This is a genomic window from Curtobacterium sp. MCLR17_007 (assembly GCF_003234655.2).
Taxonomy (GTDB): domain Bacteria; phylum Actinomycetota; class Actinomycetes; order Actinomycetales; family Microbacteriaceae; genus Curtobacterium.
In genome coordinates this window covers 2,177,724-2,202,625 of the sequence record NZ_CP126271.1, presented here as the reverse complement: position 1 = coordinate 2,202,625, position 24,902 = coordinate 2,177,724, and the positions used below count along the sequence as shown (strand labels likewise).

At 72.5% G+C, this 24,902-nt stretch carries 24 protein-coding genes; 8 read left to right on the top strand and 16 right to left on the bottom strand.

Annotated elements, in window-relative coordinates; all coding sequences use genetic code 11:
• Positions 1–156: 156 nt before the first annotated feature.
• Together DEJ13_RS10470 and DEJ13_RS10465 are read left to right on the top strand one after the other, a co-directional pair.
• Positions 157–1,683: a GntP family permease gene (locus DEJ13_RS10470; RefSeq protein ID WP_111107186.1), complete on the top strand. Its 1,527-nt coding sequence runs from the start codon at positions 157–159 to the stop codon at positions 1,681–1,683.
• Between the two features lie 11 nt (positions 1,684–1,694).
• Positions 1,695–2,216: a gluconokinase gene (locus DEJ13_RS10465; protein ID WP_220037597.1), complete on the top strand. Its 522-nt coding sequence runs from the start codon at positions 1,695–1,697 to the stop codon at positions 2,214–2,216.
• Here DEJ13_RS10465 and DEJ13_RS10460 read toward each other — a convergent pair.
• The 3 genes from DEJ13_RS10460 to DEJ13_RS10450 form a co-directional block, all read right to left on the bottom strand.
• A complete protein-coding gene (locus DEJ13_RS10460) occupies positions 2,209–3,120 on the bottom strand; it encodes a L,D-transpeptidase (protein ID WP_056125910.1) in 912 nt (303 codons plus the stop codon). The genes DEJ13_RS10465 and DEJ13_RS10460 overlap by 8 nt on opposite strands.
• A 453-nt stretch (positions 3,121–3,573) precedes the next feature.
• A complete protein-coding gene (locus tag DEJ13_RS10455) occupies positions 3,574–5,238 on the bottom strand; it encodes an ABC-F family ATP-binding cassette domain-containing protein (RefSeq protein WP_111107188.1) in 1,665 nt (554 codons plus the stop codon).
• An 87-nt stretch (positions 5,239–5,325) separates the two neighbouring features.
• The gene (locus DEJ13_RS10450; RefSeq protein WP_056125905.1) at positions 5,326–5,511 is read right to left on the bottom strand and encodes a hypothetical protein; all 186 of its coding nucleotides are present in this window, start codon (positions 5,509–5,511) and stop codon (positions 5,326–5,328) included.
• A gap of 81 nt (positions 5,512–5,592) precedes the next feature.
• Here DEJ13_RS10450 and DEJ13_RS10445 point away from each other — a divergent pair, with 81 nt between their 5' ends.
• Both DEJ13_RS10445 and DEJ13_RS10440 read left to right on the top strand, forming a co-directional pair.
• Positions 5,593–6,162, top strand: a complete 570-nt coding sequence (locus DEJ13_RS10445; protein WP_111107189.1) for a GrpB family protein — start codon at positions 5,593–5,595, stop codon at positions 6,160–6,162.
• Positions 6,163–6,332: 170 nt separating this feature from the next.
• A complete protein-coding gene (locus tag DEJ13_RS10440) occupies positions 6,333–7,580 on the top strand; it encodes an MFS transporter (protein WP_111107190.1) in 1,248 nt (415 codons plus the stop codon).
• Between the two features lie 24 nt (positions 7,581–7,604).
• Here DEJ13_RS10440 and DEJ13_RS10435 read toward each other — a convergent pair whose 3' ends face one another.
• Complete coding sequence (locus DEJ13_RS10435; protein ID WP_111107191.1) at positions 7,605–8,342, bottom strand: SDR family NAD(P)-dependent oxidoreductase; 738 nt, start codon at positions 8,340–8,342, stop codon at positions 7,605–7,607.
• A 58-nt stretch (positions 8,343–8,400) separates the two neighbouring features.
• On the opposite strand from DEJ13_RS10435, the gene DEJ13_RS10430 reads away from it, so the two are divergent.
• Positions 8,401–8,832: a MarR family winged helix-turn-helix transcriptional regulator gene (locus DEJ13_RS10430; RefSeq protein WP_258374118.1), complete on the top strand. Its 432-nt coding sequence runs from the start codon at positions 8,401–8,403 to the stop codon at positions 8,830–8,832.
• A 453-nt stretch (positions 8,833–9,285) separates the two neighbouring features.
• Here DEJ13_RS10430 and DEJ13_RS10425 read toward each other — a convergent pair whose 3' ends face one another.
• Positions 9,286–9,963 (bottom strand): IMPACT family protein, encoded by a 678-nt coding sequence (locus DEJ13_RS10425; protein WP_111107194.1) that lies wholly within the window; start codon positions 9,961–9,963, stop codon positions 9,286–9,288.
• Positions 9,964–10,006: 43 nt separating this feature from the next.
• On the opposite strand from DEJ13_RS10425, the gene DEJ13_RS10420 reads away from it, so the two are divergent.
• Positions 10,007–11,446 carry an amidase gene (locus DEJ13_RS10420; protein WP_056125894.1) on the top strand — a complete coding sequence of 480 codons (1,440 nt, stop codon included), beginning with the start codon at positions 10,007–10,009 and terminating at the stop codon, positions 11,444–11,446.
• Positions 11,447–11,453: 7 nt separating this feature from the next.
• Here DEJ13_RS10420 and DEJ13_RS10415 read toward each other — a convergent pair whose 3' ends face one another.
• The 6 genes from DEJ13_RS10415 to DEJ13_RS10390 are packed head-to-tail and all read right to left on the bottom strand — an operon-like array spanning position 11,454 to position 17,482.
• The gene (locus tag DEJ13_RS10415; protein WP_082518240.1) at positions 11,454–12,233 is read right to left on the bottom strand and encodes an ABC transporter ATP-binding protein; all 780 of its coding nucleotides are present in this window, start codon (positions 12,231–12,233) and stop codon (positions 11,454–11,456) included.
• Positions 12,230–13,039, bottom strand: coding sequence for an ABC transporter ATP-binding protein (locus DEJ13_RS10410; RefSeq protein ID WP_111107195.1), 810 nt, complete (start codon positions 13,037–13,039; stop codon positions 12,230–12,232). The genes DEJ13_RS10415 and DEJ13_RS10410 overlap by 4 nt, the downstream gene beginning before the upstream one ends.
• A complete protein-coding gene (locus tag DEJ13_RS10405; RefSeq protein ID WP_258374119.1) occupies positions 13,036–13,962 on the bottom strand; it encodes an ABC transporter permease in 927 nt (308 codons plus the stop codon). The genes DEJ13_RS10410 and DEJ13_RS10405 overlap by 4 nt, the downstream gene beginning before the upstream one ends.
• The gene (locus DEJ13_RS10400) at positions 13,962–14,912 is read right to left on the bottom strand and encodes an ABC transporter permease (RefSeq protein ID WP_111107196.1); all 951 of its coding nucleotides are present in this window, start codon (positions 14,910–14,912) and stop codon (positions 13,962–13,964) included. Before DEJ13_RS10400 ends, DEJ13_RS10405 begins: the two co-directional genes overlap by 1 nt.
• Positions 14,913–14,932: 20 nt before the next feature.
• Positions 14,933–16,483: an ABC transporter substrate-binding protein gene (locus DEJ13_RS10395; protein WP_111107197.1), complete on the bottom strand. Its 1,551-nt coding sequence runs from the start codon at positions 16,481–16,483 to the stop codon at positions 14,933–14,935.
• A 57-nt stretch (positions 16,484–16,540) separates the two neighbouring features.
• Positions 16,541–17,482, bottom strand: coding sequence for an alpha/beta fold hydrolase (locus DEJ13_RS10390; protein WP_181437058.1), 942 nt, complete (start codon positions 17,480–17,482; stop codon positions 16,541–16,543).
• Positions 17,483–17,546: 64 nt separating this feature from the next.
• Between DEJ13_RS10390 and DEJ13_RS10385 the strand changes: the two genes are divergently transcribed.
• Both DEJ13_RS10385 and DEJ13_RS10380 read left to right on the top strand, forming a co-directional pair.
• Entirely contained in the window at positions 17,547–18,485 is a 939-nt protein-coding gene (locus DEJ13_RS10385; protein ID WP_258374120.1) for a siderophore-interacting protein, read from the top strand.
• Positions 18,482–19,306, top strand: a complete 825-nt coding sequence (locus DEJ13_RS10380) for an ABC transporter ATP-binding protein (RefSeq protein WP_111107233.1) — start codon at positions 18,482–18,484, stop codon at positions 19,304–19,306. Before DEJ13_RS10385 ends, DEJ13_RS10380 begins: the two co-directional genes overlap by 4 nt.
• Positions 19,307–19,411: 105 nt before the next feature.
• On the opposite strand, the gene DEJ13_RS10375 is transcribed toward DEJ13_RS10380, so the two are convergent.
• The 5 genes from DEJ13_RS10375 to DEJ13_RS10355 form a co-directional block, all read right to left on the bottom strand.
• On the bottom strand, positions 19,412–19,768 hold the full coding sequence (locus tag DEJ13_RS10375) for a hypothetical protein (protein WP_056125881.1): 357 nt from the start codon (positions 19,766–19,768) through the stop codon (positions 19,412–19,414).
• A gap of 3 nt (positions 19,769–19,771) precedes the next feature.
• A complete protein-coding gene (locus DEJ13_RS10370; protein WP_111107200.1) occupies positions 19,772–21,190 on the bottom strand; it encodes a dihydrolipoyl dehydrogenase family protein in 1,419 nt (472 codons plus the stop codon).
• Between the two features lie 76 nt (positions 21,191–21,266).
• Positions 21,267–22,088 carry an arginase family protein gene (locus tag DEJ13_RS10365; RefSeq protein ID WP_111107201.1) on the bottom strand — a complete coding sequence of 274 codons (822 nt, stop codon included), beginning with the start codon at positions 22,086–22,088 and terminating at the stop codon, positions 21,267–21,269.
• 46 nt (positions 22,089–22,134) lie between these two features.
• Positions 22,135–22,860, bottom strand: coding sequence for a PspA/IM30 family protein (locus DEJ13_RS10360; RefSeq protein ID WP_056125876.1), 726 nt, complete (start codon positions 22,858–22,860; stop codon positions 22,135–22,137).
• 83 nt (positions 22,861–22,943) lie between these two features.
• Positions 22,944–24,767, bottom strand: coding sequence for a TPM domain-containing protein (locus DEJ13_RS10355; protein ID WP_181437059.1), 1,824 nt, complete (start codon positions 24,765–24,767; stop codon positions 22,944–22,946).
• Between the last annotated feature and the right edge of the window lie 135 nt (positions 24,768–24,902).

Genomic DNA, 24,902 nt, shown 5'->3' with positions numbered 1-24,902 from the left:
ACGCGTCATCCGTCACAGCGGCAGACTGCCGTGACGGGCGGGCTGCGCGCGGCGCACCGCCGTGTAGTCTGATTAATCAGATTATTGCGGAGTTGCTCGGACACCGCACACGACCGTGACGGGACCGCGGAGCAGCGGTCCCAGGAAGGGGCACCGATGCCTCATCTCCCGACCGCCGGCGGCGCACTGCTCGCCGCGGGGACCGAGACCGTCAAGGCCGCCGGTCCCGTCCCACAGCTCGTGATCGCCGCGCTGATCGGCGTGGTCGTCATCATCGTGCTGATCACCTGGCTGAAGATCCACCCCTTCGTCGCGCTCACGATCGGCGCACTCGGGGTCGGCATCGGTGCGGGACTCGCGCCGGAGAAGGCCGTCACGAGCTTCGGGGACGGCTTCGGCGCCACGATGACGAGCGTCGGCATCCTGGTCGGGCTCGGGTCGATGTTCGGCAAGATGCTCGTCGACTCCGGCGCCGCCGACCGCGTGGTCGACACCCTGGTGCGCCGGTCGTCGGCGGCGGCGCTGCCGTGGACGATGGCGCTCATCGGCGCACTCATCGGCCTGCCGATGTTCTTCGAGGTCGGCCTGGTCCTGCTCATCCCGATCATCGTCCTGGTCGCGAAGCGCAGCGACGTCCCGATCATGAAGATCGCGGTGCCGGCACTGGTCGGCCTGTCCACCATGCACGCCTTCGTCCCGCCACACCCCGGCCCGCTCGTCGCGATCGCCACGGTGGGCGCGAACCTCGGCACGACCCTGGCGTTCGGCATCGTGCTGGCGATCCCCGTCATCATCCTGGCCGGGCCGGTGTTCGCCCGCTTCGCGGCCCGCTGGGTCGACATCCCCGCGCCCGACCTGTTCGGCTCGCGCGGGTCGGCGGGGGACACCGGGTCCGGTCCCAGGGACCCTGCACACGAGGGCCGGGAGGCTCGGCGCGGCCCCGCCACCCAGGACACCGCGTCCCTGCCGAACGGCAAGAGCGACTTCACCCGCGTGATCAGCGAACCGCGCAGCCCGTCTTTCACCGTCGCGCTCGTCGGCATCCTGCTGCCGGTCGTGCTCATGCTGGCCCAGGCGATCCGCGAGGCCACCGTGCCCGACGCCTCCGGCACCTGGGTCGGCCTGCTCGACTTCCTCGGCACCCCGATGATCGCGATCGGCATCGCGGCGCTCTACGCCATCGTGTTCTTCGCGATCGGCGGCGGCATGGACCGTTCCGCCGTCGCCAAGTCCCTCGAGAGCGCGCTGCCACCGGTCGCCGGGGTGCTGCTCATCGTCGGCGCGGGTGGTGGGTTCAAGCAGGTGCTCATCGACACTGGGATCGGCGGGGTCATCGCCGACGCGGTCAAGGACTCCGGCGTCTCCGTCCTGCTCGTCGCCTGGGTCGTCTCGGCCCTGGTCCGCGTGGCCACCGGTTCTGCAACGGTCGCGACCGTCACGGCGGCCGGGATCATGGCGCCGATCGCGCACGACCTGTCGTCACCCGTCGTGTCACTCCTGGTGCTCGCGATCGGAGCGGGCTCGGTGTTCCTGTCACACGTCAACGACGCCGGGTTCTGGCTGGTGAAGGGCTACCTGAACACCACCGTCGGTCAGACCTTCAAGACCTGGACGGTGTTGGAGTGCCTGATCTCCGTCCTCGGGCTGCTCGGCGTCCTGCTCGCCGGGGTGTTCATCCGATGAACACCGATCCGATGAGCGACCTCGACGCACGAGTCCTGGTCGTGATGGGCGTCTCCGGGTCGGGCAAGTCCACCGTCGCCGCGATGATCGCCGACCGCCTGGGCTGGGACTTCGCCGAGGGCGACGCCATGCACCCGCCCGCGAACGTCGCGAAGATGCAGGCGGGGACCCCGCTCGACGACGAGGACCGCTGGCCGTGGCTCGACGTGGTCGCCGCGTGGATCCGCGATCACCTGGCATCCGGCAGGCACGGTGTCGTGACCTGTTCCGCGCTGAAGCGTTCCTACCGCGACGTGCTCCGTGCGCCCGGAGTGGTGTTCGTGCACGTGGCCGGCGACGGCACCCTGATCGAGGACCGGATGGCCGCGCGCTCCGGCCACTTCATGCCGACCGCCCTGCTCGCGTCGCAGCTGGCGACCCTCGAGCTGCCGCAGCCGGACGAGGCGCACATCACCGTCGCTGCGGACCGCACGCCGCAGGAGGAGTGCGACGAGGTCATCGAGCGCCTCGGGCTCGCACCGACCGTCAGGTGAACTGGATCGCGGTGCCGACCGGCAGCTGCGCGAGCGTCTTCGTCATCGCGGCCGAGATGCGGACGCAGCCGTGGGAGCTGCCCGTCGGGTCCGGGTAGAAGTGCAGCGCCGTCAGGGCCGCGTTCCCACCGTACGACGGGATGCGGGACGAGTGCGCCCCGGTCAGGATGATCGGGTTGCCCTGCGTGTACGTCACGCGAGTGTCGACGTACGCCGCTTCGACGTACGTCGAGGTCGCCGTCGGCGTCGGGTCGTCGGGCGTCCCGAGTCGTGCTGCCTCGGTCGCCGACACGGAGCCGTCCTTCCCGACGACCGAGACCGTGCCGGCTGCGACGTCGACGCGGATCATCCGGTCGGTCCCGGTGACGGTGAAGTCCGCGGCCCGGGCCCACGCGAACGTCGCACTCGGCGCCTGGGGATCGCCGCCGTCGCCCGGCGTCCGGTTCCGCGCCGGGGTGGAGACGAGCAGCATCCCCCCGTCCGCGCCGGCGGACCGACCCCACACGGCCGTCGCAGCCGGCGTGTCGATCGTGGACACCGTCGTCGACAGCGTCGCGACCGGGGTGGCGTCGGCAGCGGGGCTGGCGTACAGCGCGACGAGCGGGGCCGTCGGCGTGGCGATCTCCCACGTGGTCTCGGGGTGCACGGTGGTGCCGTCGAGCAGCTGCGGGATGACCCCGTCGTGGTACGCCAACGGCAGCGCGGCGAGCTCGGCCGACGACGGGGCTGAGGGGACGGCGGCGAGTGTCGGTGTCGGCGTCGGTGTCGGTCGCGGGGTCGCCGAGCGTGTGGGCGCAGCGGCAGTCTCGGTGGGGCCGCTCGCGGTGCCGGCCACGACGGCGACGACGATCCCGACCGCGACGACCCCCGCCGCTCCGGCCGCGATCCAGGTGGTGCGCCGCATGTGGACCCCTCTCCGGGTCCAGTCCACCAGATCGGGGCCGTCCGTGCACGTCGCAGCGCGGCCGGCCGGGCCGGCGGAGGCCGATGGGACCCCTTCGGGTCAGGGTCCCACCGGCCCGCGGGCGTGCCGTCGCCGCAGCGTCGGCTCGCCCTGCCGCGCGGGAGCCGTACCGGGACGCGCCGTTGCGCCCGGGGTCCCGCGGCCGTGGTCGTCCGTCGACAGGACGGCCCGTCCGCGTCGCGGCATGATCACCGGAGGCTGCGGAACGGACACGGGGTGCTCCCTGCTGGCGCGGACGACGAGATCGATCCGGCGGCCGAGGTCCAGGGTCACTTGCCGCGAAGAGTACGCCCGACCGCGCTCGCGCACCAGGGGGGGTGGCGGCGGTCGTCGGGACCGGGAACGGACGGGAGGCCCGGTGCGGGCCCGCACCGGGCCTCCTGTCCGGTGGTCCTACCGTTCCGTGACGCGGCCCGCCTGCACCAGCCACTGGCGGTCCAGGCGGACCGTCTCGAGCATCCGACGGTCGTGCGTGACGAGCAGGAGGGTGCCGTCGTAGGACTCCAGTGCCTGTTCGAGTTGCTCGATGGCGGCCAGGTCGAGGTGGTTGGTCGGCTCGTCGAGGACCAGGACGTTCACGCCCCGGGCCTGCAGGAGCGCCAGCCCGGCACGGGTGCGTTCCCCGGGGGAGAGCTCGCCGGACGCACGGCCGACGTGGTCCGCCCTGAGGCCGAACTTGGCCAGCAGCGTGCGGACCTCGGCGGTGGCCATCTCAGGCACCAGCGACTCGAACACCGCGGCGAGGGGCTCCGTGCCGACGAAGCGGCCGCGGGCCTGGTCGATCTCGCCCACCGCGACGCTGGACCCCGTGCTCGCGGTGCCGGTCGTCGGCGCCTGGGTGCCGAGCAGCGCGCGGAGCAGGGTGGACTTGCCCGCGCCGTTCGGCCCCGTGATGCCGATGCGGTCGCCGCCGTCGACCTGCAGCGACACCGGGCCGAGCGTGAAGTCACCCTGGGTGAAGGTCGCGTCGGACAGGGTGGCGACGACGGAAGAGGACCGCGGGGCCTGCCCGATCGTGAACTCGAGCTGCCACTCCTTGCGCGGTTCGTCGACCTCGTCCAGTCGGGCGATGCGCGACTCCATCTGCCGGACCTTCTGGGCCTGCTTCTCACTCGACTCGGACGCGGCCTTGCGGCGGATCTTGTCGTTGTCCGGCGCCTTCTTCATGGCGTTCCGGACACCCTGGCTCGACCATTCGCGCTGCGTCCGGGCCCGTGAGACCAGGTCGGCCTTCGTCGCCGCGAACTCGTCGTACGCGTCCCGCTTGTGCTGCCGGGCGATCTCGCGCTCCTCGAGGTACGCGTCGTACCCGCCGCCGAACAGCCGGTTCGACGACTGCGCCAGGTCGAGCTCGAGCACCGCGGTGACCGACCGGGCGAGGAACTCGCGGTCGTGGCTGACCAGCACCACGCCGCCGCGCAACCCGTGCACGAAGGTCTCGAGGCGGGCCAGGCCGTCCAGGTCGAGGTCGTTCGTGGGCTCGTCGAGCAGCACGACGTCGAACCGCGAGAGCAGCAGCGCCGCCAGGCCCACCCGCGCCGCCTGCCCCCCGGACAGCGACGTCATGAGCGACTCGGCGGTCACCGAGCCCTCGGCGCTCCCGAGCGTCAGCCCGAGGTCGGCGAGCACCGCCGGGGCGCGTTCGTCGAGGTCGGCTGCCCCCGAGGCCAGCCACCGGTCGAGCGCCACGGAGTACCGGTCACCGGCGTCGTCGCCCACGTCCGGGTCACCGAGTGCCGCGGCCGCGGTGTCCATCTCGGCCGTCGCCTCCGCGCAGCCCGTGCGACGCGCGAGGTAATCGGACACCGTCTCGCCTGCGACCCGCTCGTGTTCCTGGGGCAGCCACCCGACGAAGGCATCTGCCGGGGCCAGCGAGACCGTGCCGGCGAGGGGTTCGTCCACGCCCGCGAGCAGTCGGAGCAGCGTGGACTTGCCGGCGCCGTTGACCCCGACGACGCCGATCACGTCGCCGGGCGCGACGGTCAGGTCGAGGGAGTCGAACAGCGTGCGTGCGGCGTAGCCGCCGGCGAGGCCCTTGGCGACGAGCGTGGCGGTCATGGGTCCATCGTCCCATTCGTCGAGGGACTTCGTGCCCGGAACGGGCTCACGCCCCGGATGCATCTCCGGGGCGTGAGCCTGACGTGTCTAGTGCTCGTCGTAGTGGTCGCCGTGGCGTGCGTGCTTGTGGCCGTCGTGCACGTAGTCGACGTGGTCGCCGTGCTGCACGGTCTCGTGCTCGTCGCCGTCGGCGCCGTGCTCGTGTTCCTGCACGTCGTGCTCGGCGACGCGGTGGTCGTCCTCGGGGGTGGGGGTGTCGGTGGTGTCGGACATTGTCATCCTTTCTGAGAGTGGTTCTCACCAAGGATAGAGTCCCGCGGGAGCGTTGTCCGGGCGTGACGCTACCGTCGGGGTGTGGGGAACGTCGAGGTCGTCGAGTACCGGTCGCTGTGGCGGGTCCGGTTCGCGGAGCTCAGGGACGCGTACGCAGCGGCGCTCGAGGCCTCGGGTGTCGTGGTGCGCGGGATCGAGCACGTCGGCAGCACCGCAGTCCCGGGACTCGCGGCGAAACCGATGATCGACGTGGACGTCGTCGTCGCGGCTGCCGACGTCGCTGCGGCGGTCCGAGCGCTGGCGTCGATCGGGTTCCGGGTGTCTGCCGGGGGAGACGTCCCCGGACGCGTGGCCTTCGTGACGCCCGAGCGCTTCCGGCCGAGCAACACGTACGTCGTGGTCGCCGGGTCGCTTGCACTGCGCAACCACCTGGCCGTCCGGGACAACCTGCGGGCCGACGACGCGCTCCGCGACGAGTACGCAGAAATCAAACGGGACGCCGCCGCTCGGGCGTCGGACCTCGACGACTACCGCGCGATGAAGGACGCCGTGCTCGGTCGGATCCTGCGGCGGGCCGGGCTCTCCGCGGAGGACCTCGCCGGGATCACCGCCGCGAACCGTGCGATCGCGGATCGGGGTGCGCTCGGCTGACGGTCTCGGGTCCCGGCTGTGCGGCCGGCCGGCCGGCCGTCCGTGTGTGCTTGCTTGTGCGTGTCCGTGCCGGGCATGATGAAGGTGTACCGCGGTGTCGCGGGGATCGTCGAAGCCCAGGCCGACTTGTCTGCCGATCGGTCCCGGGCGTCGCGTCGGAGGCATCGCCCATGGCGACTGCGCGCACCCTCATCTCCTCGGCACCCAAGCCGTTCCGGTCGGCCACCGCCCGGTACCGCGACGTCCTCGGTCGACCCGGTGCACGGGCGTTCTTCATCCCAGCCGGCCTGGCTCGCCTCGGCGTGGCGATGACAGGACTCGGACTGCTGTTCTCGGTCCAGAACGCGACGGGGTCGTTCGCAGCTGCGGGCACGGCGACTGCCACGTTCGCGATCGCGGAGGCCGTGGCCGGTCCACAGGTCGCGCGCCTCGTCGACCGGTGGGGCCAGGCGGTCACGGTCCCGGTGGTCGTCCTCGTCCATGCCGCGGCGATCGCCGCGGCGATCTCCTTCGCCGGGATCGCGCCGATCAGCGTCACCCTGGCTGCGGTCGTCGTCGCGGGAGGAGCGATGCCGCAACCGGGCGCACTGGCAGCGGCCCGGTGGTCGGCGCTCGTCACGGAACCGGCGGCACTCCGCACTGCCTTCTCGCTCGAAGCGAGCGTCAACGACGTCGTCTTCCTGTCCGGTCCCGTGCTCGTCACCCTCGCGAGCACAACCCTCGTCCCGTGGGCGGGTTCGGTCGCGGCGGTCACGCTCGTCAGCGCCGGCTGTGCGGCGCTCGCGCTGCACCGCAGCACCGGTCCGCCTGCGCGCCCGGCACGAGGGCGGGCCGCGGGCCGCACGCGGAGTTCACTCCGTGCCCCACGGTTCCTGGCGGTGCTCGGGGTGAACCTCGGACTGGGATGCTTCTTCGGGGCGGTCCCACTGCTCGTGACCGCGACCGCGACTGCCGGAGGGCTGCGGCCGCTCACCGGATTCGTGCTCGCGCTCTCCAGCGCCGCGAGCATGGTCGCCGGGCTCGGCTACGGCGCGCTCCGGACCACGCCCCGGCCGACGACCGTCCAGCTGCTCGCAACGATCCTGCTCACCGTGGGCGTGCTCGTCGCTGTCGTCTGGCCCACACTCCTCGGCCTCTCGGTGATGCTGGTCGTCGGTGGGAGCGCCGTCGCACCGCTGCTCGCCTCGTCCTCGCAGATCGTCCAGGCGACGGTCGTCCCGTCGGAGCGCACCCAGGCCTTCACCTGGATCAACTCGGCTTCCGCGTCCGGGATCGCGCTGGGTGCAGCACTCACCGGGACGGTGGTGGCGACCAGTGGGACGCAGGCGGCCACGACGCTGGTCCTGGTCCTCGTCCTGACAGCAGTCGCAGCCGCGGTCCTGGCCGCTCGACGGAACGGGGCGTGGGAACAGCCCTGAGCGCATCCACCGGACACGGGCGGGTCACCAGGCGAGTTGCCGGTCGTCCTCGATGATCACGCCGGTGGGGCCGTCGGCAGGCAGGGTGGCGAGGCAGACAGCGACAGCAGCCCCTTCGTCGGGGGTCCTCGTTCCGCGGAAGTCGTTGAAGTCGGTGGCGACGTGCCCAGGGGCTGCGCCGTTGACCTTCAGTGCCGTGTCGGCGAACTCGCGGGCGTAGTGGACCGTCAGCGCGTTGAGGGCCGTCTTCGAGCTGGAGTACGCCATCGACGGCTGCCCGACCCAGGCGCCCGCTTCGCCGATGGAACCACGCTTGCTCGTGACGTTCACCACGCGCGGTGCGTCGGCTTCCATCAGCAGCGGAAGGAACGCGCTCATCATCCGCACGACCGCGAACACGTTGACCTCGTACACGTTCCTGATGTCGTCGACCGTCTCCTCGGTGGGCTTCGGGAGGTGGTCCATCGGGTGGAAGGTGAGGGTGTTCACGCCGGCGTTGTTGACCAGCACGTCGAGGTGTCCGAACTCGGCCGAGACCTGCGAGGCGAGTGCGTCCACCTGGTCCTGCCGGGTCACGTCCAGCGCGACGGGTCGGACGTCACCGTCGAGCGTCCCTGCGGCTTCCTGCCCGGCGACCGTGCTCCTCGAACCGAGGAGCACGGTGAACCCGGCGAGCGCGAGCTGTCGCACGATGGCGAAGCCGATGCCCTTGTTGCCGCCGGTGACGAGTGCGATCTTCCTGGTGTGGCTGTGTGTTGTCATGTCAACAGCTTGCGCCGGCTACGTTGACGTGTCAACACCACTGCCCTATGTTCGGAGGATGACCGCACCGCTGACCGCGCAGGAACAGCGCCTCTGGCATGCGTGGAAGACCGCTGCGGAACAGGTCCGGCAGCGCGTGGCCGATGACGTCAAGGCCGGCTCGGGGCTGTCCGACCAGGACTTCGGGATCGTGACTCGCCTGGTCGAGCTCGGGGACGGCGAACTCCGCCAGAACGACCTCGGCGCCCTGTTGCAGTGGGACCGCACGCGGCTCTCCCACCAGCTCACACGGATGGAGAAGCGCGGCCTCCTGAGTCGTCGATCCGTCGAGGGTGGCGTCCTCGTCCGTGTCACCGACGAGGGGGCAGACCTCGTTCGCGTCGCTCGTCCGATCCACGCCGCCGCAGTTCGCGAGCACCTCCTGAGCCGCACCGACGGCATCGAGCACTCGTCTCTGCTTCACGTGCTCGAACAGCTCGCGCTCGACTGACCACGCGCTGCATCAGGACCGGGCGCAGGTCGGGCTTGGCATCGGTGATCGGCGGCCGGTCGGAAGACCGGGCCCTGGCGACCCCAGCCGCGATGCACGCCCCGGCACTGGCGCCGCCGACCACCACGCCCCGCGGTGCGTCGACGACGACGGACCGGTACACGGCGAGCACCTCGTCGTGGGCGGCGGGGGCAGCCAGGCGTGCCCGGGGACCGCGCCGACCGATCCACGCCAGGCCGGGCAGTGGACCGAGCCGGTAGTCGACGGCCACGAGCGGGATGCCCCGCTCGGCCACGGCGCGGGCGACCGCGTCCGACTCGGGTTGGTCGAGGCCGCCGCGGAAGAAGCCGCCGCCGTGCAGCCACAGCAGCGTCGGGGCGGTCGGGACGCTGGCCTCGTACCGGCGCACCGGGACCGGACCGTGCGGACCGTTCACGAAGTCGCCAGTCACTGTCACGTTCCCGAGGACCCCGCGGGGAACTGCCCGGCCGGCACGTCCACGATGCGCTCGGCGCCCTCCACGGGATCGAGCACGCCTCCTGACGCCGCGGCCAGGTCGGCGCGCAGCACGGCGACGTCGGCGTGCGGCACGGACACGGAGAACGTCGCCTCGGTGCCGTAGGACGTCGCACCGAGGACCGCCCGGTGCCGCACGACCCAGTCCCGCAGGACGTTGTCGATGCGACCGGCGTCGGCGTGCGGGACGTCCACCGACACGTCGATCAGGGCCGCGCGGTGCAGGACCGTCGCCCGATCGAGCGCCTCGGACACCGACGTCGAGTAGGCGCGGACCAGGCCACCGGCACCGAGCTTCACGCCGCCGAACCAGCGCGTGACGACCGCGACGACGTCGGTCAGTTCGCGCCGGCGCAGGACCTCGAGCATCGGGACGCCGGCGGTCCCGGAAGGCTCCCCGTCGTCGGAGGACCGCGCCTGGTCGCCGAGGACCCCGGTCACCATCGCCGAACAATGGTGCCGCGCGTCCCACGCCCGCTTGCGGATGTCCGTGATCACCCGGTCAGCCTCGGCTGGGTCCGACGCGGGCACCACGTGCGTGAGGAACCGCGACCGGGTGATGACGATCTCGTGTTCGACGGCTGCCGCGATCGTGGACGGGTAGCGGCGGGCCATCCGACGAGCGTACCGAGGGGCGGCGCGCCTAGGCTCGGGGATCGTGTTCGAACTCCACCACCTGTCGGCGCAGGACCTCTGGGACTGGATCCGCCGCGGCGACACCACGGCCCGCGAAGCCACCGACCACTACCTGGCCCGGATCGCGCGGCTGGACGGCGAGCTCGGCGCGTTCGTGACGGTCACCGCGGACGCCGCACGCGAGCGGGCCGACCGTCTCGGACTTCTGGTGCCGACGTCCCGGCCGCTGTGGGGCCTGCCGTCCGGCGACAAGGACCTGTACGACCGGGCCGGTGTGCCGACCCGGTCCGGGACCGCCTCGTTGCCGCCGCGACCGGCTGCAGCCGACCACCCGCTCGTCGCCGCGATGGACGCGGCGGGCGCGGTGAGCCTCGGCAAGACGGCGAGCCCCGAGTTCGGGATGTCGTCGTCGTCCGAGACGGCGTTCGGCGTGACGCGGAACCCGTACGACACGCACCGCGCGCCGGGCGGGTCGTCGAGCGGTGCGGCCGTCGCCGTGGCCGCCGGACTCCTGCCGGCCGCCGTCGGGTCGGACGGCGGCGGATCGGTGCGCATCCCGGCCGCCGCGACCGGACTCGTCGGGCTGAAGCCGAGCCGCGGACGGGTGCCGTCGATGCCGGGCCGCAGCGGGGTCGGCGGGCTGTCCGTCGCCGGCCCGATCACCCGCACCGTCGCGGACGCGGGCATGTACCTCGATGCCCTGGTCGCGCCGACCGGCCTGGACGAACCGACCCCGTACGCCCTCGTGACGCCCGACGTTGGCGACGGCCCCTTCACCGCGGCGGCCGTCCGGGGCGAGGGACGCTTCGTGCTCGGGGTCCTGGACGGGTCGCCGTGGGACGACACCGTCGACGTCGTGGTCGACCCCGCGGCACGTGCGGCGGTCGACACCGCCGTGCGGGTGCTCGGCGAGCTCGGGCACGGGGTCGAGGACGTCGCGATGCCCCGCGTGCCCTACGGCGACCCCTTCCGCGTCGCCTGGGAGTCGAGCGCGGCGCGGCTGCCGCTCGTCCCGGGCATCGATCTCGACGCCCTGACACCGCTGGTCTCGTGGCTCGTCGCCCGTGGCCGGACACTGACCGGCACGGACGTGCTCGACGCGATGACGGCGCTCGACACGTTCTCGGTCGCGCTCATCCGTGCGTTCCACCGCTTCGACGCCGTCCTGACGCCGACGCTCGCGCTCACCCCGCGGCCGCTCGGCTGGTACGGCACCGATCCGGAGGAGGACTTCCGGCGCCAGTGCGCGTACTCGCCGTGGACCTCGATGGCGAACGTCGCGGGGCTGCCGGCGATCACGCTGCCCGTCGGGGTCACCGCGGACGACCACCCGGACGGCGGCGGCCTGCCGATGGGGGTGCAGCTGATCGGCCGACCCGGTGGCGAGCGGTCCCTGCTCGCGATCGGGGCGCAGCTCGAGCGGCGTGTGCGGTGGCAGCGGCGACACCCGGCCGGGTGGTGACCGAGCCCTAGGGGAGCGTTGGTGCCGCAGCGACCAACGCCCTCGTGACGGGGTGCGTCGGTGCGTCGAGCAGGGACACCGGGCCGTGTTCGACGACCCGCCCTGCCGCCATCACGGCGACGGTGTCGCACAGCCGCTGCACGACGCCGATGTCGTGCGACACGAGCACCATCGTCAATCCGAGCGAGCCAGCCAGGGACTCCAGCAGTTCGATGACCCGCGCGCGGACCACCACGTCGAGCGCGCTCATCGGTTCGTCCCCGAACAGGATCGCCGGCCCGTGCACGACCGCGCGCGCGATCGCGATGCGCTGGCGCTGCCCGCCGGAGAACTCGTGCGGGTACCGGTCCACGGCATCGGCCGGCAGGTCCACGCGCGACAGCGCCGACGCCACCATCGACGCGTGCACGCCCGGGATCCGCAGGGCCCGCAGCGGCTCGGCGACGATCGCGCCGACACGCATCCGCGGATCGAGGGACCCGTACGGGTCCTGGAAGACCACCCCGGTCTCGCGACGGAACCAGCGCATCGCGGCGGCGGACCCGGACGCGACCACGGGACGGCCGTCGGCGGTCACGGTCCCCGCACTGGGGGCCTCCAGTCCGGCCAGCAGACGGACGAGCGTCGACTTGCCGGAGCCGGACTCGCCGACGATCCCGAGCCGCGCGCCGGTGGCGACCGTCAGGTCGACGCCGTCGACGGCGGTGCGGACCGGACCGGGTTCGAAGGGGCCTCGGCGGGGGAGCCGGTAGGTGCGGTGCAGGCCGACGGCCTCGAGTGCGGTCACGGTGCCCTCCTGGCGGTGGCGCGTGCCGCGTCGACGAGCGCGCGGGTCGTCGGGTGTCCCGGGGCGGCCAGCAGGTCCGCCACCGTCCCGGTCTCGACCACGCGGCCGGCATCGAGCACCACCACCGTGTCGGCGATCCGGGCCAGGACGGCCAGGTCGTGCGTGACGAACACGAGCGACACGTCGAGTCCGTCGAACAGGTCGAGGATGCGCGCCTCGGTCGTCACGTCGAGCGCCGTCGTGGGCTCGTCGGCGATGAGCAGCCCGGGCCGCCCGGCGAGTGCCATCGCGATGCAGATCCGCTGCCGCTGCCCACCCGACAGCTGGTGCGGGTACTGGCGGAGCAGCGACGCCGGGTCGGGCAGCCCGACGGCGTGGGCGAGGTCGAGCGCCGCGGCGTCGGCGCCCCGACGGTCGAGCCCACGGTGCAGCCGGAGCGGCTCGGCGATCTGGCGTCCCACGCGACGCAGGGGGTCGAGTGCGGTCGCCGGCTCCTGGAACACCATCCCCATCCGTGCGCCGCGGAACGGCGCGCGCTGCCGGTCGGTCAGCCCGACCAGCTCCTGGCCGTCGAGTCGGATGCTGCCCGACACGTCGGCGCCGGTCGGCTCGAGCCCCATCAGGGCGAGCGAGGTCATCGACTTGCCGGACCCGGAGGCCCCGATCACGCCGACACGACCGCCGGGAGGCACGGTGAAGGACACGTCGTCCAGGACGGTCCGCCCCGCGATGCGGACCGACAGTCCGCGCACCTCGAGCGTGCCGGCGGCGGTCGTGCCCGTGCTGCTGCTGCCGTCGGCGGTCACGCGGTCACCTCCGACTCGCCCGCGGTGCGGGCGCTGTCGCCCGCGGTGCGGGCGCTGTCGCCCGCGGTGCGGGCGTCGCGGGCGCGGTCGCCCGTGGCCAGGCGCGGGTCGGATGCGTCGCGGACGGCGTCCCCGAGGAGCGAGAGCGCCATGACGACGAGGGCGATGGCGGCGCCCGGCCAGGTCGCGCTCCACGGGTGCACGCCGATGTAGGTCTGCAGGTCGGACAGCAGGCTGCCCCATGACGCCGTGCCCGACCCGGCGCCGTAGCCGAGGTAGGACAACCCCGCCTCGGCCAGCACGGCGGTGGCCATCGCGAGCGAGAGCTGCACGGTGAACACCGGCGCGGCGTTCGGCACGAGGTGTCGCAGCAGCACGCCGGTCGGCCCGACGCCCGAGGCCCTGGCCGCGGTGACGTAGTCGCTCCGGGCGATGCGGCGGATCTCGCCACGGGCGACCCGGGCGATCGTCACGCCGAACGCCAGGCCGACCGAGACGATGACGACCCCGAGCGACCCGCCGAACACGGCGGTCAGCAGCATCGCGGTCAGCAGCGTCGGGAACGCGACCAGGATGTCGAGCAGCACGGCCGTGCCCTCGCGCACCCAGCGGGCGGTGAGCGACCCGAGGGCGGTCAGCAGGATGCCGACGACGCTGGCGATCACGCCGGACCCGACCGCGACGAGCACGGTCGTCCGGGTGCCGGCGAGGAGGTAGCTGGCGATGTCCCGGCCGACGGCGTCGGTGCCGAACCAGTGCGCGGCGCTCGGCGGGTCCCACTGGTGGAACGGGTCCGTGCGGAACGGGTCCTGCGGCGTCCAGACGAGCGACACCGCGGCGAGCACCACGAGCAGCCCGAGGACGACCACGGCGAAGGCCCCGGTCGGTCGGGCGACGAGTCGGCGGATGCTGCCTCCGGTCATCACGAGGCCTCTCGCTGCCGGGGGTCGAGGGCCCGGTGCGCCACGTCGACGGCGAACCCGACGAGCAGCACGAGGCCGGTCAGCACGAGCAGCTCGGACTGCACCTTGGTGATGTCGCGTCGTCCGACGTCGGTGACGAGCATGCGGCCGACCCCGGGGAGCGAGAAGACCTGCTCGACGACCACCGCGCCCACCAGCAGGCCGGCGATCTGCACGCCGAGGACCGCGAGCACGGTGAGTGCGACCGAGCCGAGCCCGTGTCGCAGCAGCGCCTGCGTGCGGGTCAGCCCGACGGCGGCGGCGGTGCGCAGATGGTCGGCGTCGAGCACGGACAGGGTCGCCGAGCGGGTGAACCGCAGGATGACGGCACCCTCGACCGCACCGATCGTCACCGCGGGCAGCACGAGCGACGACAGCGCTCGCCCGGGCTCGGACCAGCCGTCGAGGGGGAAGCCCTGCGTGGGCAGCCAGTGCAGCGTCACGGCGATGAGCGCGACGAGCAGCAGGGCGGCCCACACGACCGGGACCGCGGCGACGGCCTGCGCGACGAACGTGATGACGGCACCGCTCGCGCGTCGGCGGAGCACCGCAGCGAGGACGCCGAGCGGGACGCCGAGCACCAGCGCCGCCGCGAGCGACATGCCGGCCAGGGGGAGCGTCACCGCGAGCTTCTGCGCGATCTCCGGCGCGACCGGGCCGCGGGTCACCAGGGACCGCCCGAGGTCGCCGTGCAGCACCCCGCCGATCCAGTCGAGGTACTGCACGACGACGGGACGGTCCAGGCCGAGCTGCTGCCGGAGCTGGGCGACCGTCGCGGGCGTCGCCTGGGTGCCGGCGACGACCTGGGCGACGTCGCCGGGGAGCACGCGCAGGACGGCGAACACGATGATGCTCGCCACGAGCAGGCCGACGACGAGCAGCAGCAGTCGCCCGACGAGGAACCGGGTCACGAGACGATCGTAGTCAGGCGTTAGGAGACGGCGAGCTTCGCCAGGTCGAGGCGGGAGTTCCCACCGTCGACCGGGAACCCGGTCACCCCCGAGCGGACCGCGGTGATCTCGGTGGCGGTGTAGAGCCACTCGCCGGCCGCGTCCTCGCTCACGATCCGCGCGGCCTTGCGCAGGTCGGCCGCCTTCTCGTCCGCCGAGGTCGTGGCGATGGACGACGCGTAGAGGTCCTGGACCTGCTGGTTGTCGTAGCCGAAGTAGTAGTCGGGGTTCGCCCAGTTGCCGAAGTCGCGCGCCTCGACGTGGTCGACCATCGACAGGTCGAAGTCGCGGGTTCCGGACGCCGGCGCCTGGAACACGCTCGACAGCCAGGTGGCGAAGTCGACGCGCTCGACCTTCAGGGTGATGCCGACGTCGGCCAGCTGGGACTTGAGCACGTCGCCGATCGTCGCCGGGTAGACGTTCGCGTACGTCAGCGTGAGCTGCAGGTCCCGCTGTCCGGCCGCCGCCAGGAGCTTCTTGGCGTTCGACGGGTCGTAGGCGTCGATGTCGGTCAGGTCCTCGTAGCCGGGGTCGAGCTCGGGGATCGGGCCGCCCTGCTCGACGCCCGTGCCACCGATCGCCTTGATCAGCGCCTTCGGGTCGATCGCCTGGCGGATGGCCTGACGGACCCGCTTGTCGGTGAACGGCGCCTTCTGGTCGTTGAACGCGAGCGTGTACTTGTCGGTCGTCTTGCCGCTGTGCAGCGTGACGTCGCCGTTGCCCTGCAGCTGGCTCTTGAGCGTGCCGTCGACGGGGTTGAGCACGTCGAGGTCGCCGTTCGCCATCGCGTTGACGGCCGTCGACGGGTCGGTGATGTACCGGAACACGATCTTCGCGACCTTCGCCTTCGTGCCCCAGTACCCCGAGTTGCGGACGAACGTCAGTGCGTCGCCCTGCTTCCAGGACGAGACCTTGAAGGGTCCGGTGCCGTTCGCGGTGTCGGACAGGTCGTTCGTGGCGGCCTTCTCGAGCACGAGCCCGGAACGGCCGGTCAGGTTGAACAGCAGGTCGGAGTCCGGCTTGCCGAGCGTGAGCCGGACGACACCGTCCGAGGGTGCGGTGATCGACGTCAGGCCAGCGAGCTTGGCGGAGTCGACGTACGAGGCGTTGCCCTTGACCTGCTCGAGCGACCAGACCACGTCGGCGGCGGTGACGGGCTTGCCGTCCTGGAAGGTGATGCCCTTGCGCAGCGTGAACGTGTACGTCAGGCCGTCGCTCGAGATCTCGTGCGAGGCCGCGAGCACGTCGCGCACGTCGCCGTCCGCCGTGCGACCGACGAGCCCCTGGTACACGTTGTCGATGAGCACCTGGTCGAGCGCGGCGCCGGACTGGGTGCGGATGTCGAGGCTGGTCGGCTCGAGCACCAGGCCCACGCGCACGGTGGCGTCGTTGCCGCCGGTCGGGGTCGACGAGCCGCTGCAGCCGCTCAGGGCGACGGCCGCTGCGACGGCGACCGCGGTCGCGACCAGCGCCGTCCGGAGGCCCCGACGGCCCCCCGGGCTGACGGATCGACGGGGGAGGAGCGGGCTCATGGGTGGTGGGTTCCTTCCGGCGGGGAGCGACGGCACGTCGCGTGCGCTCGGGAGAATCTACCGGCGCACCGTGGTTTCTCCGCCCCAGTGCAACAAATCGTGACGCGACGCCCATTCCCGGATCGCGGCGGCCAGCGCGTGCGGCGCCTGGGTCTGCACCGCGTGCCGTGCTTCGACGGTGACGATCTCGGCGTCGCGCAGCCGTTCCCCGAACGTCCGCTCGAGCTTCGGGGAGACGTACCCGCGGTCGCCCCGGACGAGCAGGACCGGGACGTCGAGGGACTCCAGGTCGGGCCAGGCGTCGGCGAACCGTCCCACCGAGGACGTCCGTCCGGCGGGCAGGTGCGGGAAGTGGTGCCGGCGGACCAGGCGGCCGTCCTGCCCCAGCCGTGTCGTGTGCCGTGCCTCGCGCAGCAGCACCTGGCGGTCGTCGCCGACCCGGGCCTCGATCGCCCGGTCGACGACCTCGTCCAGGTCGACGAACGGCTCCTCGGTCTCGAGCGCGCGGGCGATCCGGTCCACGGCGCGCTGGGCGAAGTCCGGCGACATGTCGACCAGCACCAGGCCGGTCACGCGCTCGGGCGCGGTCGCGGCGATCCGGGCGGCCAGGATCGCGCCGAGGGAGTGCCCGACCAGCAGCCCCGGCGGGACCGCGAGTGCGTCGAGGGCGGCCAGGACGGCGGGCGCCGTCGCGGACGCCGCGTAGTCGGCGTCGTCCCGCCACGCGGACCGGCCGTGGCCGGGCAGGTCGAGGGCGACCGCGGGCTCGCCGACGAGCAGGGCCGTCTGGTCGAAGCTGTGGGCGTCGATGCCGAGGCCGTGCAGGTAGGTGACCCGGGCCTCCCGTCCGGGGTCGGCAGGATCCTGCCACCGGATCGCGGAGACCGCACCGTGGCCGTCGACGGGCAGGTCCTGTCTGGAGGCCCGGAGCGGCTCCGTCACGCCGCTCGCGCGGGCGAGGTCGGCCAGGTCGCGGAATTCGTCGTCGGGTTCGAGCACCACGCCAGTGTTGCACCGCGCTTCCCCCTGGATGCCTTAGGTAAGGCATGCCATACTCGAGGTCGTGGCTGCCCGGTACCGTGTGTTCTCCGTCCGTGTGGCCGCCGTCGTGTCGCTCACCCCGGCCTTCGTGCGTGTGACGCTCTCCGGTGACGACCTCGGGCAGTTCTCCTCGGTGGGGCTCGATCAGCGGATCAAGGTCGTGCTGCCGATCCCGGGTCACGGGTTCACCGACCTGCCGGACGGCGCCGACTGGTACGGCGCCTGGCGTGCCCTGCCCGACGACACCCGCAACCCGCTGCGCACCTACACCGTCCGGTCGTTCCGCCCCGACGCACACGAGCTCGACATCGACTTCGTCGCACACGGCGACACCGGGCCCGCGTCGCGCTGGGTCGCGTCCTGCGCCGTCGGCGACGAGCTCCGGATCGTCGGCCCCGCAGTGCCGTCCTCGCCAGCGGAACTGCCGTCCGGTGCGGCGGAGTTCGCTCCCGGGGCGGCGAACCGGATCCTGCTCGCGGGGGACGAGACCGCCGCGCCGGCCATCTGCGCCATCCTCGAGGCCCTCGACGTCACGACGGTCGGCCACGTCTTCATCGAGGTCCCCACCGACGCCGACCGGCTGCCCGTCACGGCACCCGCGGGGGTCGAGGTCCGGTGGATCGCGCGCAACGGGGCGACGCACGGTGCCCGGATGACCGACCACGTGCACGCCTGGGCGTCGCGTGCGGTCGGTGATGCCGGCGGAGTGTCCGGTGCCGGTGCCGCTGGCCGTGCTGTGTCCGGTGCCGCTGACGCTGGGGACGCGCTGGTCGACGTCGATGTCGACCAGCAGGTCCTGTGGGACGTCCCGCCGGCCTCCGATGCGCAGCTCTACGCCTGGATCGCCGGCGAGGCGGCGTGTGTGAAGGAGCTCCGCCGGCACCTCGTGCGCGGCGTCGGCCTCGACCGTCGTCAGGTCGCGTTCATGGGCTACTGGCGGCACGGCAGGGCCGAGAACTGAACGCCGCGGCCACGCCCGCTGCGTCGGTCGCCGCGCCGACGACGGCGCTCGGGGCACGCGGACTGACGCTCGCCTACGACGACCGTGTCGTCGTCGACGGTCTCGACGTGGACATCCCCGACGGCGAGCTGACCGTCATCGTCGGCCCGAACGCGTGCGGCAAGTCGACGCTGCTCAAGGCGCTCGCCCGGACGCTGACGCCGTCCACGGGCACCGTCTACCTCGACGGGGCGCCGCTGTCGTCGTACCGCCCGAAGGCCGTCGCACGCCGGGTGGCCATGCTGCCGCAGACCCCGATCGCCCCCGACGGCATCACGGTCCGCGACCTGGTGTCCCGGGGACGCTTCCCGCACCAGGACCTGCTGCACCCCACCAGCGGCAACGACCGTGCCGCGGTCCAGAAGGCGCTCGTGCAGACGGACACCCTGGCGCTGGCCGACCGCGGCGTCGACGAGTTGTCCGGCGGGCAGCGACAGCGCGTGTGGATCGCGATGGTCCTGGCGCAGGAGACCGGGATCGTGCTGCTCGACGAACCGACGACCTTCCTCGACATCGCGCACCAGTACGACGTGCTCGAGCTGGCGGCGTCGTTGCACGCCGCCGGCCGCACGGTGGTCGCGGTGCTGCACGACCTGAACCAGGCGGCGCGCTACGCGACGCACGTCATCGCGATGCGGGCGGGGGAGATCGTGGCGCAGGGGCCGCCGGCCGCCGTCCTGACGGCCGAGCTCGTCGAGGACGTGTTCGGGCTGCCGTGCGTCGTCGTCGCCGACCCGGAGACCGGCACCCCGCTCGTCGTGCCCCGCCGCGCGCGCCCTTGAAGTTCCGTAATTTGCGCATCTCGGGCATCCGCACCGTTCGATCGTGACACCTCGACGCGTGACGTGCGGTGTGTCGTGGAACCCCGGCGGGCCGGCGGGATCGGGTCAGCGGTAGCCGCCGTCCTCCAGCCCGGCCTCGACCTCGAAGCGGTTGCGCAGCGGGTCGCGACCGGCGACGGCGTACAGCAGGGGCATGAGCATGCCGTAGCGCCGCCACTGCGTGACGTGCACGCGTTCATGCCGAAGCACCCGGTCACCGTCGTTGTCCCGTGTCAGGTAGACCGAGCCCACGCAGGTGCCACCACGCCGGAACACCCACCGCGGCAGACCCGAGCAGACGACCAGACCGTCGACGACCCGGATCGGCCCGGTCGAGAGCGGCAGCCCCACCGCGAGCCCGACCCCGGTGGCGAAGAGCCACCCGAGCCGGGACACGGGTGAGTCGAGCAGCGGGTTGCGCACCCGCTACTCCGGACGGCCGTAGGTCTCGAGCAGCCGCAGCCAGATCTCGTTCATGGTCGGGTAGGCGGGGACGGCGTGCCACAGCCGGTCGAGGGGGACCTCGGCGACCACGGCGATCGTCGCTGCCTGCAGCATCTCGGCGACGTCCTGGCCGACGAAGGTCATGCCGACCACGACCTTGCGGTCCTCGTCGACGACCATGTTGGCGCGACCCACGTAGCCGTCGGCCTGCAGTGCGGCTCCGGCGATGTTGCCGAGTTCGTACTCGACCACGCGGACGTTGATCCCCTGCTGCCGGGCCCTCGCCTCGGTGAGGCCGACGCTCGCGACCTCGGGGTCGGTGAAGGTGACCTGCGGAGCAGCGGCGTGGTCCGCGGTCGCGACGTGCGCTCCCCACGGCTCGGTGTGCAGTGGCGTGCCCTGGTGCCGCGCGGCGATGGCCTCGCCCGCGGCGCGAGCCTGGTACTTGCCCTGGTGGGTGAGCAGCACGCGGTGGTTCACGTCGCCGACGGCGTACAGCCAGTCGGTGCCGGTGACGAGCATGGTGTCGTCGACGTCGAGCCAGTCACCAGCGGTCAGGCCGACGGACTCGAGCCCGAGGTCCTTCGTGTGCGCGGCGCGACCGGTGGCGGCGAGGACCTCGCTGGTGATCACGGTCGAGCCGTCGTCGAGCGTCGTCGTCACCAGGCCGTGCTCGTCGCGGTCGACGCGGGTCGGGTTGACCCCGAGCCGGACGTCGATGCCGGACTCCCGCATGGCGTCGGCGACGAGTTCGCCCGCGAACGGCTCCATGCCGCCCAGCAGTCCGTGCCGCGCGACGATCGTGACCTTCGCACCGAGGGATGCCCATGCGGTGGCGAGCTCGGTGCCCGCGACACCGCCGCCGATGACGAGCAGGCTCTCGGGGACGGTCTTCGCGCTCGTGCCCTCGCGCGTACCCCACGGTGCCGCGTCGGACAGGCCGGGGACGTCGGGGAGCGTGTGCAGCGAGCCGGTGACCACGGCGATCGCGGCGCGGGCGGTGTGGGTCGCGACGTCGCCGTCGGGGCTGGTGACCTCGAGGGTCTTCGGTGCGGTGATCCGCGCGTGGCCACGGAGGAGGGCGATGTCGGCGGACTCGAGCCAGGCGACCTGGCTGGAGTCGTCCCAGTCGCTCGTGAACGAAGTACGACGTGCGAGCACCGCGGCGGCGTCGAGCGGACCGGTCACGGCCTGCTTCGCACCGTCGAGCCGCTTCGCCGCGGCCAGGGCGTGTCCGCTGCGCAGGAGGGCCTTGGAGGGCATGCACGCCCAGTAGGAGCATTCACCGCCCACCAGCTCCGCCTCGACGACCGCGACCGAGAGGCCGCGCTTGTGGGCGTAGTCCGCCACGTTCTCGCCGACTGCTCCGGCGCCGATCACGATGAGGTCGTAGTCCGTCATGGCGCCGAGCGTACGCGGAGCGGCATGGACCGGCCCGAGCGATCGGGGTGCAGCGGTCGTGGACCGGCTGGGCGGCTCAGGACACCCGCGAGGCCGCGGTCAGTGCACCCACCGCCCGGAGGATGACCCCCATGTCGTCGACCGCACGGTCCGGGCTGACGGGTGCGAACCCCGTCAGTGCCGCGCCGACCAGGCGTCGCCCGCGCGTCGCGGCCTGGATGCGCTCGACCAGGGCGGCGCCGTCGAGGCCGAACGGCACGGGTTCGAGCAGGCCGTCCACCTCGGACGGGTCGAGCACGTCGAGGTCGACGTGCACGTAAACGGAGTCGGCCCCGGTCGCGTCGACCGCTGCGGAGATCGCGTCCGGCGTTGCAGCGTCGACGTCGAGTGAGCGGATGCCCGCACGGGTGACGGCGTTGGTCTCGGCGTCCTCGACCCCGCGGGTTCCGGCGAGGACGACCGATGCCGCTGGGACCACCGGCAGCGCGGTGAACAGGTCGTCCGCCCGGTCGACGAGGATGCGGAGCGCGGCGGTCTCGGCGGCGACGGGCTGGGCGCGGTTCAGCGACCGGTAGCCGCTCGACCCGGAGATGCGGACGAAGGCCGTCCGCGGCCCCAGCGCGACGCTGCCGCCCAGGGCACTCGCTCCGTCGCCACCGATCACCAGGACCGGCTCCGAGGCGATCGACACCTCTTCTGCCACGCGTTCTGCGACCTGCAGCACGGACGTGTACCGGGCCACCGCGGTCTCGAGCCGGTCACCCGCGCCCGTCGGGACGTTGATGACGGTGGTCGCGGTGCGGGGGAGATCGGCTGCTATGGCGGCGGCTCCGTCGCCGAGGCGCATCGCGCGCGACGACGCCGAACCCTGCCACTGACCGACGACGAGGAACTGCATGTCCTCATCCTGGCAGGCCGGGCTCGGCGCCGTCCGTGCTCGCGGGTCAGAGCGAGGACGACCCGCCGGACTTCAGTGCCGCGAGTCGGGCCTCGACCTCGGCGTCCTTGCCCACGTCCTCGAGCGACTCGAACTGGGCGTCGAGGCTCGACGACTGCAGTTCCTGCTGCCCGATGACCTTCGCCTCTTCGCGACGGACCTTCTCCTCGAAGCGGTTGAGGTCGCTCGTCGGGTCGGTGATGTCGATGTTGCCGAGTGCGTCGTTGACCTTCGACTGGGCCTCGGCGGTCTTGGAGCGGGCGACGAGGCTGTCGCGCTTGGACTTCAGCTCCTGGAGCTTCTCCTCCATGCCCGCCAGGCCCTGCTTGAGCTTCTCGACCTGCTCGTTCTGCGTGGCGAGCGGCGTCGCGTTGTCCTTCACCTCTTGTTCGGCCGCGATCTGCTTGCCGATCGCGATCTTCGCCAGGTTGTCGAACTTGTCCGCGTCACTCGCCTTGCCCTCGGTGCGGTACTTGTCCGCCGCCGTCGACGCGTTCGCGGCCTTCTGGCCCCACTCCTGTGCGGCGCGGACGTCCTCTTCGTTGTCCTGCTCGAGCAGGCGGAGGTTGCCGATCGTCTGGGCGATGGCGCTCTTGGCGTCCGCGATGTTGTTCGTGTAGTCGCGCACGAGCTGGTCCAGCATCAACTGCGGGTCCTCAGCGTTGTCGATGAGCTGGTTGACGTTCGCCCGGACGAGCGAGGAGATACGACCGAAGATCGTCTGCTTTGCCATTGCGGTTTCCCTTCCTGGGGTGGTGCTGGTGTGTGGTGGTGCCGTCGGTGGTGCGTCTGGGGTTCGGTCTCAGCGTGGTCGGCTCAGAAACGACCACCACCCGAGAAGCCGCCGCGTCCGCCGAGGAGTCCACCGAGCACGATGCCGGTGACGAGTCCGCCGAGCTGGGCCCCGCCACCGGTGCCACCGCCCCCGCCGGGCCAACCGCCCATGTCGTTGCCGGCTTCGTCCATCGCCGCAGCCGCGTACTGCTCGGCTGCGCGAGCCGCCTGGAGCGCTCGCTGCGGGTCGGTCGTGGCCAGGTCGATGGCGTCGTCGAGCGCTCGCTCGGCTTCGGACAACCGGGTGCGTGCCGTCGTGCCCACGCCACCGCGACGCAGCGAGATGAACTCCCGCGCCTGGCTGATGCGTGCGCGGGCGTCACGGATCGCGGAGTCGAGTGCCCGCTGCGCGCGTTCGTGCTGTTCCTGCGCGCCGCGGGCCGAGGCCAGCGCGGCGTCGATCTCGGTGTTCGCCTTGGTCAGGGCGTCGACCGCGGCGATCGGGTCCGCCGCGTCGAGGCGTTCGCGCAGGACGGTCTCCGCCGTCACGACCGCCGACGCCAGCTCGGGGCTCTGCGCCCGCATGGCCCGCGCTGCGGCGACATCGCCCTGGATGTCGAGGCGCATCGCGTCGACGCGGGCAGCGGCTTCGCGGAAGGTCGCGTCGGCGCCGACCGCCGAACCCGTGAGCTGCTGCACCTGGGCGAGCGCGTGCTGCCCGTCGCGCACGGCGACGACCGCCTCGCCCTTGTCGCCGCTGGCGATCGCGGCGTCGGCGGCCTGCGACCGCTCGGTCGCGAAGGCGAGCACCTGGCGAGCCTGGTCGACGTTGTCCGCGACGGTGGCGAGCGTGCGGCCGGTGTACGAGCCCCGGACCTGGTCGAGCGCCGCCGCGGCCCCGTCGACCGAGGCCGGTGCTGCGCGGACCGCGTCACGGAGCGCGGCGGCAGCGTCCTCGACGCCGTCCTCGAGCGAACGGAGTTGGTCGAACGACTCGGTCTGCTCGGCGATGGCGGCGTGGGCCTGCTCGCAGATGGCGATGATCTGGTTCGACCAGTCGGCACGCTGCTGCGGGGAGTCCGGGACCTCGTCGTCGAGTTGCTGCTGGTACGTGAACGCCGTCCGCACGTTCTTCTTGGCGGCGTCGACCGTCTTCGCGAAGGGCTCGGCAGCGTCCGTGCCGAACTGTGCGGCGGCGAAGCCGACTTCCTGTTCGGCGGTGCGGAGTTCGTCGTCGATGGTCACGAGCGCCGCGCCGGCCGTGCGCTCGAGGTCGGCGAGCGAGGCTTCCTGCGCCCGCGTGGCGGCCGCGGTCCGGCGCTTGTTGCGGGTGCGGACCACCAGCACGACGACCACGATCCCGATCACGACCACGAGCAGCAGGATCCACAGCCACGTCAGGTCCGGCGGGTCCTGCGAGGACGACAGTCCGTTCGCGAACGCGGTGGCCGCGCCGGACCAGTTGCCGTCCCGCAGCCCGGGGAGCAGGTCGTCGTTGACGGCCTGCTGCACGTCGGAGCTGCTGATCGAGGTCTCGTTGGTCTGCTGAACGTCGTACGTACGGGCCTGCGTCGCGATCGACAGCAGGATGCCGTTCGAGTCGATCTGGTTCTGCGACAGCGTTGCCGCGCCCCAGGCGGTGTGGTCCGACGGGTTCGTGAAGGAGTCGACGTACACGACGTAGAGCTGCGTGTTCGTCTTGTCGGCGAGGTCGCGGACGGCCCGCTCGACCGAGGACTGTTGCGCGGAGGTCAGCGCTCCGGCGTCGTCGACGACGTAGGCGCCGTCGAGCTGCACCGGGGCCGTGGCGCTGGCGGCCGTGGCCGGACCCACCACGATCAGCGCGGCGACGAGCACCGCGGCCACGCGAGCCGCCCAGCGCCGGGACCGGACACGCACCGATGTACCCCGCCCGCCCGTCGGGCCGTCCGTGTCCAACTGCCAGGTGTGCGATCCACGCTGGACCGTTCGCATCCGTTCTCCGTCCGTCCGGCAGCGCGT